The 15267-nt window shown below is 48.4% G+C and carries 16 protein-coding genes and 1 rRNA gene; 14 read left to right on the top strand and 3 right to left on the bottom strand.

Features of this window, described 5'->3' with window-relative positions; genetic code table 11:
* Window positions 1-14: 14 nt before the first annotated feature.
* The 3 genes from BN3656_RS03255 to BN3656_RS03245 are packed head-to-tail and all read right to left on the bottom strand — an operon-like array spanning window position 15 to window position 1483.
* The gene (locus BN3656_RS03255; protein WP_066544103.1) at window positions 15-392 is read right to left on the bottom strand and encodes a (2Fe-2S) ferredoxin domain-containing protein; all 378 of its coding nucleotides are present in this window, start codon (window positions 390-392) and stop codon (window positions 15-17) included.
* A gap of 35 nt (window positions 393-427) precedes the next feature.
* Window positions 428-985, bottom strand: coding sequence for a sensor histidine kinase (locus BN3656_RS03250; RefSeq protein ID WP_066544098.1), 558 nt, complete (start codon window positions 983-985; stop codon window positions 428-430).
* 3 nt (window positions 986-988) lie between these two features.
* Window positions 989-1483, bottom strand: coding sequence for an NAD(P)H-dependent oxidoreductase subunit E (locus tag BN3656_RS03245; RefSeq protein ID WP_066544096.1), 495 nt, complete (start codon window positions 1481-1483; stop codon window positions 989-991).
* Between the two features lie 220 nt (window positions 1484-1703).
* Here BN3656_RS03245 and BN3656_RS03240 point away from each other — a divergent pair, with 220 nt between their 5' ends.
* From BN3656_RS03240 to BN3656_RS03175, 14 genes are all read left to right on the top strand, one after another.
* Complete coding sequence (locus BN3656_RS03240) at window positions 1704-2051, top strand: DRTGG domain-containing protein (protein ID WP_066544094.1); 348 nt, start codon at window positions 1704-1706, stop codon at window positions 2049-2051.
* A 54-nt stretch (window positions 2052-2105) separates the two neighbouring features.
* Window positions 2106-2528, top strand: coding sequence for an ATP-binding protein (locus BN3656_RS03235; RefSeq protein ID WP_066544092.1), 423 nt, complete (start codon window positions 2106-2108; stop codon window positions 2526-2528).
* 12 nt (window positions 2529-2540) lie between these two features.
* The gene (locus tag BN3656_RS03230; protein WP_066544089.1) at window positions 2541-3938 is read left to right on the top strand and encodes a [Fe-Fe] hydrogenase large subunit C-terminal domain-containing protein; all 1398 of its coding nucleotides are present in this window, start codon (window positions 2541-2543) and stop codon (window positions 3936-3938) included.
* Window positions 3935-4267, top strand: a complete 333-nt coding sequence (locus BN3656_RS16595) for a hypothetical protein (RefSeq protein WP_066544087.1) — start codon at window positions 3935-3937, stop codon at window positions 4265-4267. The genes BN3656_RS03230 and BN3656_RS16595 overlap by 4 nt, the downstream gene beginning before the upstream one ends.
* Window positions 4264-4986, top strand: a complete 723-nt coding sequence (locus tag BN3656_RS03220; protein WP_066544085.1) for a PHP domain-containing protein — start codon at window positions 4264-4266, stop codon at window positions 4984-4986. The genes BN3656_RS16595 and BN3656_RS03220 overlap by 4 nt, the downstream gene beginning before the upstream one ends.
* Window positions 4987-5222: 236 nt before the next feature.
* Window positions 5223-5852, top strand: coding sequence for a cyclodeaminase/cyclohydrolase family protein (locus BN3656_RS03215; RefSeq protein WP_066544082.1), 630 nt, complete (start codon window positions 5223-5225; stop codon window positions 5850-5852).
* Window positions 5853-5888: 36 nt separating this feature from the next.
* Entirely contained in the window at window positions 5889-6734 is an 846-nt protein-coding gene (locus BN3656_RS03210; RefSeq protein ID WP_179297072.1) for a bifunctional 5,10-methylenetetrahydrofolate dehydrogenase/5,10-methenyltetrahydrofolate cyclohydrolase, read from the top strand.
* 137 nt (window positions 6735-6871) lie between these two features.
* Window positions 6872-7714 (top strand): basic amino acid ABC transporter substrate-binding protein, encoded by an 843-nt coding sequence (locus BN3656_RS03205; protein ID WP_066544077.1) that lies wholly within the window; start codon window positions 6872-6874, stop codon window positions 7712-7714.
* Window positions 7715-7895: 181 nt separating this feature from the next.
* A complete protein-coding gene (locus BN3656_RS03200; protein ID WP_066544068.1) occupies window positions 7896-8588 on the top strand; it encodes an amino acid ABC transporter permease in 693 nt (230 codons plus the stop codon).
* Window positions 8578-9327 carry an amino acid ABC transporter ATP-binding protein gene (locus BN3656_RS03195; RefSeq protein WP_066544067.1) on the top strand — a complete coding sequence of 250 codons (750 nt, stop codon included), beginning with the start codon at window positions 8578-8580 and terminating at the stop codon, window positions 9325-9327. The genes BN3656_RS03200 and BN3656_RS03195 overlap by 11 nt, the downstream gene beginning before the upstream one ends.
* Window positions 9328-9510: 183 nt before the next feature.
* The gene (gene ftsH / locus BN3656_RS03190; protein ID WP_081422828.1) at window positions 9511-11400 is read left to right on the top strand and encodes an ATP-dependent zinc metalloprotease FtsH; all 1890 of its coding nucleotides are present in this window, start codon (window positions 9511-9513) and stop codon (window positions 11398-11400) included.
* A 124-nt stretch (window positions 11401-11524) separates the two neighbouring features.
* Window positions 11525-11809: a DUF6809 family protein gene (locus tag BN3656_RS03185; protein ID WP_066544066.1), complete on the top strand. Its 285-nt coding sequence runs from the start codon at window positions 11525-11527 to the stop codon at window positions 11807-11809.
* A gap of 93 nt (window positions 11810-11902) precedes the next feature.
* On the top strand, window positions 11903-14728 hold the full coding sequence (gene uvrA / locus BN3656_RS03180; RefSeq protein WP_066544053.1) for an excinuclease ABC subunit UvrA: 2826 nt from the start codon (window positions 11903-11905) through the stop codon (window positions 14726-14728).
* Between the two features lie 459 nt (window positions 14729-15187).
* Window positions 15188-15267 (top strand): 16S ribosomal RNA (locus tag BN3656_RS03175); the annotation flags it as partial.

Below are 15267 nucleotides of genomic sequence, written 5' to 3'. Positions count from 1 at the left end.
AGATAGTCCCTCCTTTATTTTAATCCTGCAGCGCCCATGGTATATTTCTCAACCGGGTGTCCGCCGACCAGATGGCGCTCGATCACCTCTAAGGCCTTGTCAGGGTTCATTTTTACATATGTAATTTTGTCCTTGCCGGGTTCCATGATCTCAACAATGGGTTCATACTGGCACAGCCCGATGCAGCCGGTCTGAGTTACGCTGATGCGGTCTGTAAGGCCTCTGGACTGGATCTCCTGGGCAAAGGTATTGAGAACAGGTCTGGCACCTGCGGCGATTCCGCAGGTGGCCATGCCTACTACTACGCGGGTATGGTTATGGTCTTCCGCGCGCAGGTTTACCTGGCTCTGCATCCGTTCGCGGATGGCCTGTAATTCAGCAAGAGTTTTCATGGGTTATAAACCTCCTTCTGTCTAAGGGGCAGCGGTCACAGCGATGCGCCGCCGTCGGTTTCCTTCTGATTTTCATTCAGAAATTCCAAAATATAGGCGGATACTTCCGGCGTATTTAATGGAATACCGCCAAGGATCTCCTTCATCTGCCTGGTATCAAGGGTAAAGGAAGCTCCGTTGTATGTATATGTATAGCAAAAATCCGTGTCCGGATGATACACGATCAGGTTGTGGATGGTGCTGTTTATATCCCCCAGAGGCATACGGTCAATGTGGGATAAGCCAAATTCGGCAGTCACCTCTGTGCCTTCTCCAATCTGGGAATGGATGGAAAAGCTCCCTCCGGCGCTTTCGGCAGCCATTTTAAAAAAAGGAACGCCCAGTCCTACCTTCCGCGTTGTGCGGGTGGTGTAAAAGGGGTCTGTTACATGGGAAAGCTGTTCTTCGCTCATGCCGCAGCCATTATCCCCGATCTGTATGGTCAGACGGTCGGCGTCTGTATCTGCTGTGACGTTTATAGTCACAAGAGAGGCGCCTGCCCGTGTGGAATTTTCTGCTACATCCAGTATATTTAAGGAAATTTCCGGCATCATAGGCTAGTTATACTTGGCTAAAATGCCCGGAATGTCGTCGGGGGTAAGACGGCCGTAAACTTCTCCGTTGATCATCATAACAGGAGCCAGTCCGCAGGCGCCTACACAGCGGCAGGAATCCAGTGAGAATTTGCCGTCCGGTGTACACTCACCGTTGGTAATCCCTAAAATTTCCTCCAGCTTGTGAAAGATTTCCCCGGAACCCTTCACATAGCAGGCTGTTCCCAGACAGACAGAAATTTTATACTGTCCCTTGGGCTGTAAGGCAAACTGTGCATAAAAGGTCGCTACGCCGTAAACCTTTTCTAACGGAACCTCCATCTCGTCTGAGATGATGGTCTGCACTTCAATGGGAAGATATCCATAAATTTCCTGAGCCTTCTGCATCACCGGCATCAGAGCGCCCGGCTGGCTTTTAAGATCAGCAATTACCGCTTTCAGCGCGGCCTCCTGCTCAGGTGTTCCCCGAAAGGGAACCGTCTGTTTTTTGCACGCCATCGTTTTTACCTCCTCGTCGTTGTACATTATGCAATGTGTTAATATTCTAACACATATAGTCAAAAAAATCTACATTTCTGGGAAAATGTGTCAAAAACTTTGTGTGGAATTGCGGATAAAATGTGCAAAAACAGAGACATATTTATTGAAAGAATTGGGGATAAATGATATGCTGACAGTAGCCGGAAACACAGAACCAAACAGGTAGGAGAGAACGCGTATGACAGTGAGAGATGTAAGAGAGGTATTAGGCGCCAGGGTGCTGGCCGGAGAGGAGCATCTGGACAGGGAGGTAAGGTCTGCCTGCGGCTCTGATATGATGAGCGATGTGCTGGCATTTTCAAAGGATCATTCCGTACTGCTGACAGGATTGTGCAATCCCCAGGTGATCCGTACAGCAGAGATGCTTGATATTGTGTGCATTATATTTGTGAGAGGAAAAAAGCCGGATGAAAGTATGCTTGAGATGGCAAGGGAGAGGGATCTTGTGGTTCTTGCCACCGGACACAGGATGTTTTCTTCCTGCGGAATGCTTTATCAGGCAGGGCTTAACAGCGGGGCAATCTAGAGAGTGCTGCGCTGATACGACGATATATGGAAATTCAGGAAGGAAAGATTTTCTATGGAAGAAGCAATTATTTTAAAATATCCCATATCCGGAGAGGATTTTACACGGGCAGGGGAAGCCAGCAGCGATGTAAAGCGCAAGCTCAAGCAGATGGGGGTGAATCCGGAGGCCATCCGGAAGGTGGCCATCGCCATGTATGAGGGGGAGATCAATATGGTAATCCATGCAGACGGAGGGGAGATTACAGTAGAGATTACTCCGGAAAAGATCGATATGATCCTGGATGACAAAGGGCCGGGGATTAAGGATGTGGAGCTGGCGATGCAGGCCGGATATTCCACGGCTCCGGATGAGATCCGTTCTCTGGGCTTTGGAGCGGGGATGGGGCTTCCCAATATGAAAAAATATTCAGACCAGATGGAGATCGATACCCGGATCGGAGAGGGAACAAAGATCACCATGACAGTATATATCTGAGGGGGTGGAGGAATGGATAAATTCTATCATTCCGTGCGGCTTGACCCTTCTCTGTGCAAAGGCTGCATTAACTGCATTAAGCGCTGTCCTACAGAGGCCATCCGCGTCCGAGGGGGAAAGGCAAGCATCAATAAAAAGTTCTGCATAGACTGCGGAGAGTGCATCCGCGTCTGCCCTCATCATGCAAAACACGCAACCTACGATAAGCTGGATACGATGAATCAGTACGAATATACGGTGGCGCTTCCGGCGCCGTCTCTGTACAGCCAGTTCAACAATCTGGATGACTCTAATATTGTGTTAAAGGCCCTTCTTCGTATGGGCTTTGATGATGTATTCGAGGTCAGCGCGGCGGCAGAGCTGGTCAGTGAAGCCACCAGACAGTACATATCCGATCATGAGGAACAGCTTCCTTTGATCAGTACCGCCTGTCCTTCTGTGGTGCGGCTGATCCGGGTGCGTTTTCCATCCCTGATTCCTCACCTGCTTCCTTTAAATCCCCCGGTAGAGGTAGCGGCTATTCTGGCGGCCAGAAGGGCCATGGAGAAAACGGGGCTTCCCAGAGAGAAGATAGGAATTATGTTTATTTCTCCCTGCCCCTCCAAGGTAACCTATGTGAGAGCGCCTCTTGGTACGGAAAAGAGCCAGGTGGACAAGGTGCTTGCTATCAAGGATGTGTATCCCAGACTGTTAGCAGCCATGAAGTCGGTAGCGGGAGAGGATTATCCAGCTATTGGAACTTCCGGAAAAATCGGCATCAGCTGGGGGCACAGCGGCGGGGAAGCCAGCGGGCTGTTTACGGAAAATTATCTGGCAGCGGACGGTATTGAAAATGTGATCCGTGTGTTAGAGGATATGGAAGATCAGAAGTTTACCAATCTGAAATTTGTGGAGCTGAACGCCTGCAACGGAGGCTGTGTGGGCGGTGTGCTTACGGTGGAAAATCCCTATGTGGCAGAGGTGAAGCTAAAGCGCCTGCGCAAATATATGCCTGTTGCCAGAAACCATATGGAGGATGGTGAGCTGGATGCGGTAAAATGGACAACGCAGATCCAGTTTGAACCCGTATTTAATCTGGGAAATAATATGATGGAAAGCTTTCTGCGTTTAAATCAGGCGGAGCGGCTTGTGAAGAAATTTCCGGGACTGGACTGCGGTTCCTGCGGAGCTCCTACCTGTAAAGCCCTGGCGGAGGACATTGTCCGGGGAGAGGCCAGTGAGACCGACTGCGTGTATTATCTGAGAGAAAATCTCCACAGGCTTTCTGAGGAGGTAGCCATACTGGCAGACGATCTTCACAGCAAGGATAAAAGCAGCCAGGATACCTTAAATACATTAAAAGAGTGCATACGGCGGATTTCGGATGAGATGTCTTCTCTGGACAGCCGGGAAGAGGGGGAGGAAGAATGACCGTACAGGAACTGATTGATAAAAATGTTTTTCAGGAGATTAATATAGGGGACGATACAGACCGGAGCATCACAAAGCCCTTTTGCTGCGATCTTTTAAGCATTGCCATGGGACGGGCTCCGGCAGGCTGTGCCTGGGTTACGGTAATGGGAAACTTAAATACGCTGGCAGTGGCAGCTCTTGCGGATGCGGCCTGTGTGATTCTGGCAGAGGGCGCCATGCTGGATGAGGCTGCTGTGAAGAAGGCTGCTCTTCAGGGGATCACGGTGCTGCGGACAGAGGAACCGGTATTTGAGACGGCCCTGGCTGTAAAGGAGCTGTTAAAATGACAGAGCTGGCATATGATCTTCATATCCATTCCTGCTTATCGCCCTGTGGGGATGATGATATGACGCCGGCCAATATTGCGGGAATGGCAGCGTTAAAAGGGCTGGATGCAGTGGCTCTCACAGACCACAACAGCTGTAAAAACTGCCCTGCGTTCCTGGCTGCGGCGAAGGAATACGGGATCATCGGGATTCCGGGGATGGAACTGACAACTTCAGAGGAAGTCCACGCAGTCTGTCTGTTTCCGGAGCTTTATCAGGCGATGGAATTTGACCGCTTTGTGTACAGCCGTCTCATTAAGGTAAAAAATCGCCCGGAAATTTTTGGAAAACAGCAGATTTATGATGAAAATGATTCTGTCTACAGGGAAGAATCCTGTCTGCTTATCAATGCCGTTAATTTGTCTTTTGAGGGGGTGTGGGAAAAGGCGGCTTCCTACGGGGGTGTCATGTTTCCGGCCCATATTGATAAAAATTCCAACAGCCTCATTGCCAATCTGGGCTTTATTCCTCCGGACAGCTCCTTTCAGACTGTGGAACTGAAGGATATGAAGAAGCTTCATTCTCTGAAACGGGAACACCCTTATCTGGAGCACTGCCGCATCATCAGTAATTCAGACGCACATTATCTGGAGCATATCAACGAACGGGGATTCACGCTGCCGGCTGCAGAGCGGTCTGCCAAGGCTGTTGTGGATACACTGCGCAGAGGGCTTTTTTAAGGAAATCTCTTTTATAAAAGCTTGAGTTTCCACACTTTACACCGCACTCCGGCGTCTGGTGTTCAGGGCTCCGGTTTTCTTATGGCCTTCAAAGTCGTCCTGAACACCAGATGCCAGAGCGCACTGCAAAATGCGGAAACTCAAGTATAAAAGTCCTTGTGGCACAGAGGCAGGTCGTGGTATGATGGGGGACAGGATTAAGGCATTAAAGTACAGTAGAAAGGATGCATATGATCATGACAGCAGAAGCACAGATTAAAGATTATCTGGAATTATTATCATCTAAAGCCCCCGTACCGGGCGGCGGAGGAGCCTCTGCTCTTGCAGGCGCACTGGGAGACAGCCTGGGACAGATGGTGGTACACCTGACCCTGGGAAAGAAGAGGTATGCGCAGGCAGAGCAGGATATGCTGAACTATGAAAGAGAGCTGAAACGTCTTCAGCAGGAATTTCTGATGCTGGCAGATAAGGATGCAGAGGTGTTTGCCCCTCTGGCAGAATGTTACCGCCTCCCCTCATCAACGGAGGAAGAAAAGGCATATAAGGAAAAGGTAATGGAGGAACGGCTTGTACAGGCCAGCTATGTTCCTCTGGAAATCATGGAAAAGGCAGCAGAAATGCTGGGGATTTTAAAGGAGCTGGCAGAGAAGGGAAGCGTTATGGCGGTCAGTGATGTGGGAGTAGGCGTTCAGTTTGTCCGTACTGCCATTTTGGGGGCTGTGATGAACGTGTATATCAATACCCGATCCATGAAGGATCGCAAAAGGGCAGAAGAACTGAACCGTGAAGCGAAGCGTCTTACAAAAGAAGGGACAGACGCTGCGGATCGGATCTATGAAAAAATAGTAAAGCAGCTTCAGGGCTGATGACACAGAACCATTAAACATGAGGAGGAAATGAAAATGGAATTTTTAAAGGGCGCTCCTGTTTCTGCTGCCATCAGAGAGTGGGCTGCGGAGGAAATAAAACAGCTTCAGGGATCGGTTCCCAAGCTTGCCATTATCCGGGTAGGAGAAAAACCGGACGATATGTCCTATGAAAGAAGTGCTGTAAAAAAGATGGAAGCCTTTGGGCTGAGGGTGCAGACCTTTGTATTTCCGAAGGATATTTCAGACGAAGAGTTTAAAGAAGCCTTTCAGAAGATCAATAAGGATCCGGATGTTACGGGCATTTTGCTTCTGCGCCCGCTTCCGGGGCAGATAAAGGAGAAGGAGATTGAAGCCATGATCGATCCTGGAAAGGATCTGGATGGTATTTCACCGGTAAACATTGCAAAGGTGTTTTCAGGAGATCCTTCCGGCTTTGCACCCTGTACTGCAGAGGCGGTGATCGAGATACTGAAAGCAAATAACATTTCTATAGAAGGAAAGCGTGCGGCAGTGATCGGACGGAGCATGGTAATAGGAAAACCGCTGTCCATGCTGCTCCTTAAGGAAAACGCTACCGTGACGATCTGCCATACGCGCACCAAAGAGCTTCCTGAAATCTGCCGGCAGGCTGAGATCTTAGTAGCTGCGGCAGGAAAGGCGGGAATGGTGGAAGAAAGCTGGGTATCAGATGGCGCGGTGGTGATCGATGTGGGCATTAATGTGGACGAAAACGGAAAACTCTGCGGTGATGTGGATCAGGCATCCATGGAGAGCCGGAACCTTCTCCTTACACCAGTGCCGGGAGGCGTAGGAGCCGTAACCACTGCAGTACTGGCAAAGCATCTGATTCAGGCAGCCCGAAGCAATGTTTTACAGTAAAAACCGGACAAAATGAGGTGAATCAAAAATTACCTCTTGCGAAAATGAAAAAAGTGTCTATAATATAAAACGTTACTGAATTTATATTTATGCATACATATGCATGATTAAGCAAAACGGAAAGAGGAGAGAGCATTATGAAAAAATATGTACTTGCATTTACAGCAGCTTTAATGGCAGCATCGTTAACTGCCTGCGGCGGTTCTGCTGCAGAGACCACAGCAGCTAAGACAGAGGCAAAAGCAGAGGATACCAAGGCAGAGGACCCAAAGGCAGAAGAGACCACAGCGGCTAAGGAAGAGACCGAAGCAGCAGGCGGTGTTCTGGTAATGGCAACCAACGCAGAGTTCCCGCCTTATGAGTACCATGACGGCGGCGAGATCGTTGGCATTGACGTAGAGATCGCAAAAGCCATTGCAGATAAGATGGGCATGGAATTAGAGATCGAGGATGTAGCATTTGATTCCGTTATTCCTGAAATTACTTCCGGAAAGGCCGATATGGGTCTGGCTGGCATGACCGTAACTGAGGACAGAAAAGTGTCTGTAGATTTTTCTGATACTTACGCAAAGGCATCCCAGATGATCATCGTAAAAGAAGACAGCGCGATTGCAGGCCCGGATGACTTAAAGGGTGTTGTAGTAGGCGTTCAGCTGGGAACCACCGGCGATATCTATGTTTCCGATTTGGAGGCAGAGGGAACGACCGTAGAGCGTTACAACAAGGGTTTTGAGGCTGTTCAGGCATTAAGCCAGGGCAAGATCGATGCAGTTGTGATCGATGGCGAGCCGGCAAAGACGTTCGTAGCTGAGACTGAGGGCATCAAAATGTTAGATGAGGCCTTTACAGAGGAGGAATATGCGATTGCTGTTAAGAAGGGAAATACAGAACTCCTTGACAAGATCAACGGCGCACTTTCTGAGTTAGAGTCCGAGGGGACTCTGGATGAGATCGTAGCAAAATACATCACAGCAGAATAAGAATCAGCCAATATCCGGTCCGCCAGGTGCGGGCCGGGTCTTTTCCGGAGCCTGTCTGAAATCTGCTGCGGGCGGCTGTCTGTCTGCGTCCCGTCACAGAGCAGCAAGCAGAGGTGAGACAGATTCCGGAACGAAGGAACTGTTCTGGCTTACACATTCATAAAAGAAAGGGAAAAGTGGAATGTGGGAAAATTTTACAAATGCATTTTATTTAAATTTTATATCTGAGGATCGGTGGCGTTATATTACAGATGGTCTGCAGACAACTCTGATCATCACCTGCTTTGCCTGCCTTATGGGTATTGTGCTGGGCTTTATTGTGGGAATGATCCGCTCCACCCATGATAAAACGGGAAAACTTAAATTCCTCAATGTGATCTGTCAGATTTATCTGACCGTAATCCGCGGAACGCCGGTTGTAGTACAGCTGCTGATCATCTATTTTGTTGTATTCGGCAGCGCACGCATCGACAAGGTGATCGTGGCGATTATGGCTTTTGGAATCAATTCCGGCGCTTATGTAGCTGAAATCTTCCGAAGCGGTATCATGTCGATCGATCCGGGACAGATGGAAGCAGGACGAAGCCTTGGCTTTAACTATTTTCAGACCATGCGCTACATCATTATGCCTCAGGCATTTAAGGTTGTGCTTCCTACCCTGTGTAATGAGTTTATTTCTCTTTTAAAGGAAACCTCTGTTTCGGGTTATATTGCCATTCAGGATCTTACCAAGGGCGGCGATATTATACGAAGCAGGACCTACAGCGCATTTATGCCCTTGATCGCAGTGGCGCTGGTATATCTTACGATTGTATTGATCTTTACAAAACTGATCCAGATTCTGGAAAGGAGGCTGCGTCAGAATGAGCGGTAATAAGAAAGAAGAAGCGCTGATCCATGTTCAGGGTCTTGGGAAAAGCTTTGGAGCCGTAGATGTATTAAAGGATATCAGTGTAGATATCAATAAAGGCGATGTGGTTTTCGTGATCGGACCTTCCGGCTCCGGAAAGAGTACTTTCCTTCGGTGCTTAAACCGTCTGGAGGAGCCCACCAGAGGCCATATTTTCTTTGAGGGAACCGATATCACAGATCCAAAGACAAACATTGATAAGCATCGCCAGAAGATGGGAATGGTATTCCAGCAGTTTAATCTGTTCCCTCATATGGACATTATGAAAAATCTTACCATCGGCCCTGTAAAGCTTCAGGGAATCAGCCAGGAGGAGGCAGAAAAAGAGGCCATGCGGCTGTTAGAGCGCGTGGGGCTGGCAGACCGTGCCCATGCTTATCCCAGCCAGCTTTCCGGAGGACAGAAGCAGCGAATCGCTATTGTGAGAGCTCTCTGCATGAAGCCGGATGTGATGCTCTTTGATGAGCCTACCTCAGCCCTTGATCCGGAGATGGTAGGAGAAGTATTAAACGTTATGCGCGATCTGGCAGAAGAGAAGATGACGATGGTGGTCGTTACCCATGAGATGGGCTTTGCCAGAGAGGTAGCTACCCGCGTTCTGTTTATGGACGGCGGTTATATTATGGAGGAGGCAGCTCCTGAGGAATTTTTCACAAATCCTAAAAATGAGCGTTTAAAGAGTTTTTTAAGCAAGGTATTATAAAACAGGGAATCCTGCGGCTTCGGCGCTGTATGTGCCAGCTGCGGGATTTTTTGATTAAATTCCAATAAATTATGAGAATATTTGATAAAGTCTATTGATAAAAGGTAAAATTGGTATTATCTTAGCTATATACAGCGGCGGTGGTAAAATATGCGCAGCCGGTCTGGGAAAGGAAGAAACTGTATGGGTATAAAAAACAGCGATGACGGAAATAAAAAGCCGTTTCTCTATTATTACATCATCGTCCTTCTGGTCGTGATGGTTTTAAATGCACTTGTATTCCCGTCTATGATGGAACGCTCCATGGAGGTGCCGTTCAGTGAGTTTACGGCTCAGCTGGATGCGGGAAATATCAAAGAGGCATATGTAAGCAGTGACAATACAGAGATTGTTTATTCGTTAAAGCCGGAGGAGGGAGCCAGACCCCAGTGGTCTGCCATAACCTACAAGACAGGAAATATGGTTACGGAAGATGAACTGGAGGCCAAGCTTTCAGCGGCAGGGGTGGAGGTTTATACCAAACAGATCCCGCACAAGGAATCCCCCCTGGTTAATTTTCTGATGACATGGATTTTCCCAATCCTGATGTTTGTAGTCATCGGACAGATTATGGCGCGGATGATGGCAAAGCGCATGGGCGGCGGAAACGCCATGACCTTTGGCAAGTCCAATGCAAAGATTTACGGGGAAAATGAAACCGGCGTTACGTTTCGTGACGTGGCTGGAGAGGAAGAGGCCAAGGACGCTTTAAAGGAGATTGTAGATTTCCTTCACAATCCGGAAAAATATGCGGATATCGGAGCCAATCTGCCAAAGGGCGCTCTTTTGGTAGGCCCTCCCGGAACGGGAAAAACCCTTCTTGCAAAGGCTGTGGCAGGCGAAGCCCATGTTCCGTTTTTTTCCATTTCCGGTTCAGAATTTGTAGAGATGTTTGTGGGTATGGGCGCTGCCAAGGTGAGAGATCTCTTTAAGCAGGCCAATGAAAAGGCTCCCTGTATTGTGTTTATTGATGAGATCGATACCATCGGAAAGAAGCGCGACGGCGGCGGTATGAGCGGAAATGATGAGAGAGAGCAGACCTTAAATCAGCTTCTGACAGAGATGGACGGCTTTGACGGAAAGAAGGGCGTGGTAATCCTCGCGGCAACCAACCGTCCGGAATCCCTGGATCCGGCCCTGCTGCGTCCGGGACGGTTTGACCGCCGGGTACCGGTAGAGCTGCCTGATTTAAAGGGAAGAGAGGCAATTTTAAAGGTACACGGACAGAAGGTTAAGATGTCCGATGATGTAGATTATAATGCCATTGCCAGGGCTACGGCAGGAGCCAGCGGCGCAGAACTTGCAAATATTGTCAATGAGGCTGCGCTGCGGGCGGTGCGCTTTGGAAGAAAGGCGGTGTGCCAGGAGGATCTTCAGGAAAGTGTGGAAACCGTCATTGCAGGCTACCAGAAGAAAAACGCGGTGATTCCGCCGGATGAGCGCCGGATCGTGGCGTACCATGAGGTGGGACACGCTCTGGTAGCGGCCTGTCAGACCCACAGCGCTCCCGTTCAGAAGATTACCATAATTCCAAGAACTTCAGGAGCCCTTGGATATACCATGCAGGTTGATCAGGGCGAACGGTATCTGATGAGCCGGGATGAGGCGTTAAATAAGATTGCCACCTTTACAGGCGGACGGGCGGCAGAGGAAGTTATTTTCCATTCTATTACCACAGGAGCCTCCAATGATATCGAGCAGGCAACCAAGATCGCAAGAGCCATGGTAACGCGATATGGCATGACGGATGAATTTGACATGGTTGCCATGGAAACGGTGAATAATCAGTATCTGGGAGGAGATACCTCTCTGATGTGCTCTCCGGAAACAGCCAAACGGATTGATGAAAAGGTAGTTCAGATCGTCCGGGAGCAGCATGAAAAGGCAATTCACATTTTAAAGGAAAACGAGACAAAGCTCCATGAGATTGCGGCTTATCTTCTGGATAAGGAGACGATCACCGGGGAAGAGTTTATGGAGATTTTTGAAAAACAGAGCGCAGATGGGGAAAATACCTTGAAAGAGGAAGAATAAAAGAAAGATTACAGCCCCGGACGGGTGCAATCGTAAGGTTTTGTTCGATTGCATTTGCTCCGGGGCTGTGTTATGATGAAATACCCGAACATATGTACTAAATTAAGAAAGGCAGGTAAGACAGATGAGCAGTATTTTGGAGCAGCTGTATGCGGGAGATTTAACTCCGGCAGAAAACGTGATTCAGGGAAATGAGGAGTATGACCGGCTGTGCAGACAGTCAGTTCAGGAAATCGAGGAATTTTCAAAAAAGCTGGACGATGAAAGCCGAAAGAGTTTTGATGCGCTGTTAGAGCATTATCTGGAGCTGACTTATATAGAAAAAAGCCAGACCTTCTGTGACGGATTTCGTCTGGGAGCCGGAATTATGTGCGAGGTTTTTAAAGGAAGGGAATGTCTGTGCAGATAGGAATTTCCTTTTTTGTAATATCGAACAAATGTTTGAAAAACAGGCTTTGATGTGATATACTGATTGCATCAAATGATTTTAGGAGTTTACGCCATGGCAAAGCAATACATTAAGATCCGGGGAGCCAGCGAACATAATCTGAAGCATGTTTCCGTGGATATTCCCAGAGATGAGCTGGTGGTTTTGACGGGCCTTTCGGGCTCTGGAAAATCTTCACTGGCGTTTGACACGATTTATGCAGAGGGACAGAGACGCTATATGGAATCCCTGTCCTCCTATGCCCGTCAGTTTTTAGGACAGATGGAAAAGCCGGATGTAGAAAGCATTGAAGGCCTGTCTCCGGCCATTTCCATTGATCAGAAATCCACGAACCGTAATCCGCGCTCCACGGTGGGTACGGTGACAGAGATTTATGATTATATGAGGCTTCTTTATGCCAGAGTGGGAATCCCCCATTGTCCGAAGTGCGGAAGGGAGATTCACAAGCAGACCATTGATCAGATGGTAGACCAGATTATGGCTATGCCGGAGCGTACAAGGCTGCAGCTGTTAGCGCCTGTGGTCCGGGGACGGAAGGGAGAGCATGTAAAGGTTCTGGAGCAGGCCAGAAAAAGCGGTTATATGCGTGTACGGATTGATGGAAATCTCTATGAGCTTTCTGAGGAGATTCATCTTGAAAAGAATATCAAACACAATATAGAGATCGTGGTAGACCGTCTGGTAGTGAAAGAAGGGATTGAAAATCGTCTGACAGACTCCATTGAGACGGTTATGGCCTTAAGCGGCGGCCTGATGACGGTAGATGTGATCGGAGGGGAGCCAGTTAATTTCAGCCAGAGCTTTTCCTGTCCGGACTGCAATATCAGTATCGATGAGGTAGAACCGAGAAGCTTTTCCTTTAACAATCCCTTTGGCGCCTGTCCGGAGTGCTTTGGCTTGGGGTATAAGATGGAATTTGATGAAAGCCTGATGATTCCGGATCCGTCCCTGTCCATTAACCAGGGGGCCATCGTGGTTTTAGGCTGGCAGTCCTGCACGGATAAGGGAAGCTTTACCAGGGCGATCCTTGATGCTCTGGCGAAAGAGTACCACTTTGATCTGGATACGCCCTTTGAGGCATATCCGAAGGAAATCCATGATATCCTGCTGTACGGTACCGGAGGACATGAGGTAAAGGTACGCTATAAGAGCCAGAGAGGCGAAGGCGTCTATGATGTGGCCTTTGAGGGGCTGATTGAAAATGTCAGCCGCCGTTACAAGGAAACCTTTTCTGAGGCGTCCAAGGCGGAATATGAGACATATATGCGTATTACGCCCTGTCCGGTGTGCCGCGGACAGAGACTGAAAAAGGAATCTCTGGCAGTAACGGTAGGAGGCAGGAATATCTATGAAGCCACCAATATGTCCATTGTGAAGTTTAAGGAGTTTATGGATGAGCTGAAGCTGACTCCTATGCAGCAGACCATTGGAGAATCTATTTTAAAGGAGATCCGGGCCAGGATCAGCTTTCTTATTGATGTGGGACTGGATTATCTGTCTCTTTCGCGGGCTACAGGCACTTTATCGGGCGGAGAGGCCCAGCGCATCCGTCTGGCAACGCAGATTGGTTCCGGACTGGTAGGCGTGGCCTATATTCTGGATGAGCCAAGTATCGGCCTTCACCAGAGGGACAATGACAAGCTTTTAAAGACGCTGCTGCATTTGAGGGATCTGGGCAACAGTGTTCTGGTGGTGGAGCATGATGAGGATACCATGCGGGCAGCGGACTGTATTGTGGATATCGGTCCCAGGGCCGGTGAACATGGTGGGAAGATCGTAGCGGTAGGTACGGCAGAGGAGATCATGGCAAATCCGGATTCGATTACCGGGGCTTACTTAAGCGGCCGCATCCGTATTCCCATACCGGACAAGCGCCGGACGCCAGCAGGCTGGATCACAGTGCGAAAGGCGGCGGAAAATAATCTGAAAAATATTGATGTATCCTTCCCTTTGGGAGTGATGACCTGCGTTACTGGTGTATCCGGCTCCGGAAAGAGCTCCCTTGTGAATGAGATTCTGTATAAAGCTCTGGCGAAGAAGCTGAACCGCGCCAGAACCATACCGGGAAAGCATAAGTGTATTGAGGGGGCAGAGCAGCTGGATAAGATTATTGCCATTGACCAGTCTCCCATTGGCCGTACTCCAAGATCGAATCCTGCCACCTACACGGGAGTATTTGACCTGATCCGCGATCTGTTTGCATCCACCAGTGATGCAAAAGCCAGGGGATACAGCAAAGGGCGTTTCAGCTTTAATGTGAAGGGCGGACGCTGCGAGGCCTGCTCCGGCGATGGGATCATCAAGATTGAGATGCATTTTCTTCCGGATGTATATGTGCCATGTGAGGTTTGCGGAGGAAAGCGGTATAACAGAGAAACGCTGGAGGTAAAGTATAAGGGAAAGACGATCTATGATGTATTAAATATGACAGTGGAGGATGCCCTGACGTTTTTTGAAAATGTACCTTCCATTACCAGAAAGATCCAGACCCTTTATGATGTAGGGCTTGGATATATCCGTCTGGGACAGCCCTCCACAGAACTTTCCGGCGGTGAGGCGCAGAGGATCAAGCTGGCGACAGAGCTTTCCAAGCGAGGAACCGGAAAGACCATCTATATTTTGGACGAGCCTACCACAGGACTTCATTTTGCTGACGTTCATAAACTGATCGAGATTCTGCGCCGCCTTTCTGACGGAGGGAATACGGTAGTTGTAATCGAACACAATCTGGATGTGATCAAGACGGCAGATTATATTATTGATATCGGCCCTGAGGGCGGAGACAAGGGCGGTACGGTGATCGCAAAGGGAACGCCGGAAGAAGTATCGGAAAGCCCGGTATCCTATACAGGGAGATATATAAAGAAATATCTTCTGTAAACGCCTTTGGCGCAGATGGGTTTCAGGCTTCTTCGGAAGCCTGAAATTGTCTAAATATTCGCTTTTGATCACACAAATCAGGGAAACGCCTGGTTGAGAAAAAATAAAATAAAAAATCTTAAAAAAGTTGTTGACATATGAAGATATGTTTGATATTATATATCTCGCGCCTGAGAGAGCGCAGGGGCGTTTGAAAAAAAGAAAAAATAAATTTAAAAAAGTTGTTGACAAATGAAAAACGATCGGTTATAATAAATAACCGTTGCGGACGAAAAGTCAAACAACAAAGAAGTTCCTTGAAAATTGAAGATTAAACAGTATGTAAAACCCTGAAAATTCTAACAATTCAAAAGGTTTGGTTTAGACCTTAGGATTTGAGAAAATTCAGAACAAAAACCAAGTAAAACGGTTTAAGATAACATTAGCCAAGCTAAGTAATCTTGAATAAGAATCAACTTTAAACATGAGAGTTTGATCCTGGCTCAGGATGAACGCTGGCGGCGTGCCTAACACATGCAAGTCGAGCGAAGCGGTTTTAA

Source organism: Clostridium sp. AT4 (genome assembly GCF_001517625.2).
GTDB lineage: Bacteria > Bacillota > Clostridia > Lachnospirales > Lachnospiraceae > Enterocloster.
Note: the sequence above shows the minus strand (reverse complement) of the source record. Positions and strands in the feature narration are given on the sequence as shown.

Excerpts from the sequence above, each read along its gene's own strand:
- BN3656_RS03255 (WP_066544103.1), bottom strand. The coding sequence starts at position 392 with ATGAAAACTCTTGCTGAATTACAGGCCATCCGCGAACGGATGCAGAGC.
- BN3656_RS03250 (WP_066544098.1), bottom strand. The coding sequence starts at position 985 with ATGATGCCGGAAATTTCCTTAAATATACTGGATGTAGCAGAAAATTCC.
- BN3656_RS03245 (WP_066544096.1), bottom strand. The coding sequence starts at position 1,483 with ATGGCGTGCAAAAAACAGACGGTTCCCTTTCGGGGAACACCTGAGCAG.
- BN3656_RS03240 (WP_066544094.1), top strand. The coding sequence starts at position 1,704 with ATGACAGTGAGAGATGTAAGAGAGGTATTAGGCGCCAGGGTGCTGGCC.
- BN3656_RS03235 (WP_066544092.1), top strand. The coding sequence starts at position 2,106 with ATGGAAGAAGCAATTATTTTAAAATATCCCATATCCGGAGAGGATTTT.
- BN3656_RS03230 (WP_066544089.1), top strand. The coding sequence starts at position 2,541 with ATGGATAAATTCTATCATTCCGTGCGGCTTGACCCTTCTCTGTGCAAA.
- BN3656_RS16595 (WP_066544087.1), top strand. The coding sequence starts at position 3,935 with ATGACCGTACAGGAACTGATTGATAAAAATGTTTTTCAGGAGATTAAT.
- BN3656_RS03220 (WP_066544085.1), top strand. The coding sequence starts at position 4,264 with ATGACAGAGCTGGCATATGATCTTCATATCCATTCCTGCTTATCGCCC.
- BN3656_RS03215 (WP_066544082.1), top strand. The coding sequence starts at position 5,223 with ATGACAGCAGAAGCACAGATTAAAGATTATCTGGAATTATTATCATCT.
- BN3656_RS03210 (WP_179297072.1), top strand. The coding sequence starts at position 5,889 with ATGGAATTTTTAAAGGGCGCTCCTGTTTCTGCTGCCATCAGAGAGTGG.
- BN3656_RS03205 (WP_066544077.1), top strand. The coding sequence starts at position 6,872 with ATGAAAAAATATGTACTTGCATTTACAGCAGCTTTAATGGCAGCATCG.
- BN3656_RS03200 (WP_066544068.1), top strand. The coding sequence starts at position 7,896 with ATGTGGGAAAATTTTACAAATGCATTTTATTTAAATTTTATATCTGAG.
- BN3656_RS03195 (WP_066544067.1), top strand. The coding sequence starts at position 8,578 with ATGAGCGGTAATAAGAAAGAAGAAGCGCTGATCCATGTTCAGGGTCTT.
- ftsH (WP_081422828.1), top strand. The coding sequence starts at position 9,511 with ATGGGTATAAAAAACAGCGATGACGGAAATAAAAAGCCGTTTCTCTAT.
- BN3656_RS03185 (WP_066544066.1), top strand. The coding sequence starts at position 11,525 with ATGAGCAGTATTTTGGAGCAGCTGTATGCGGGAGATTTAACTCCGGCA.
- uvrA (WP_066544053.1), top strand. The coding sequence starts at position 11,903 with ATGGCAAAGCAATACATTAAGATCCGGGGAGCCAGCGAACATAATCTG.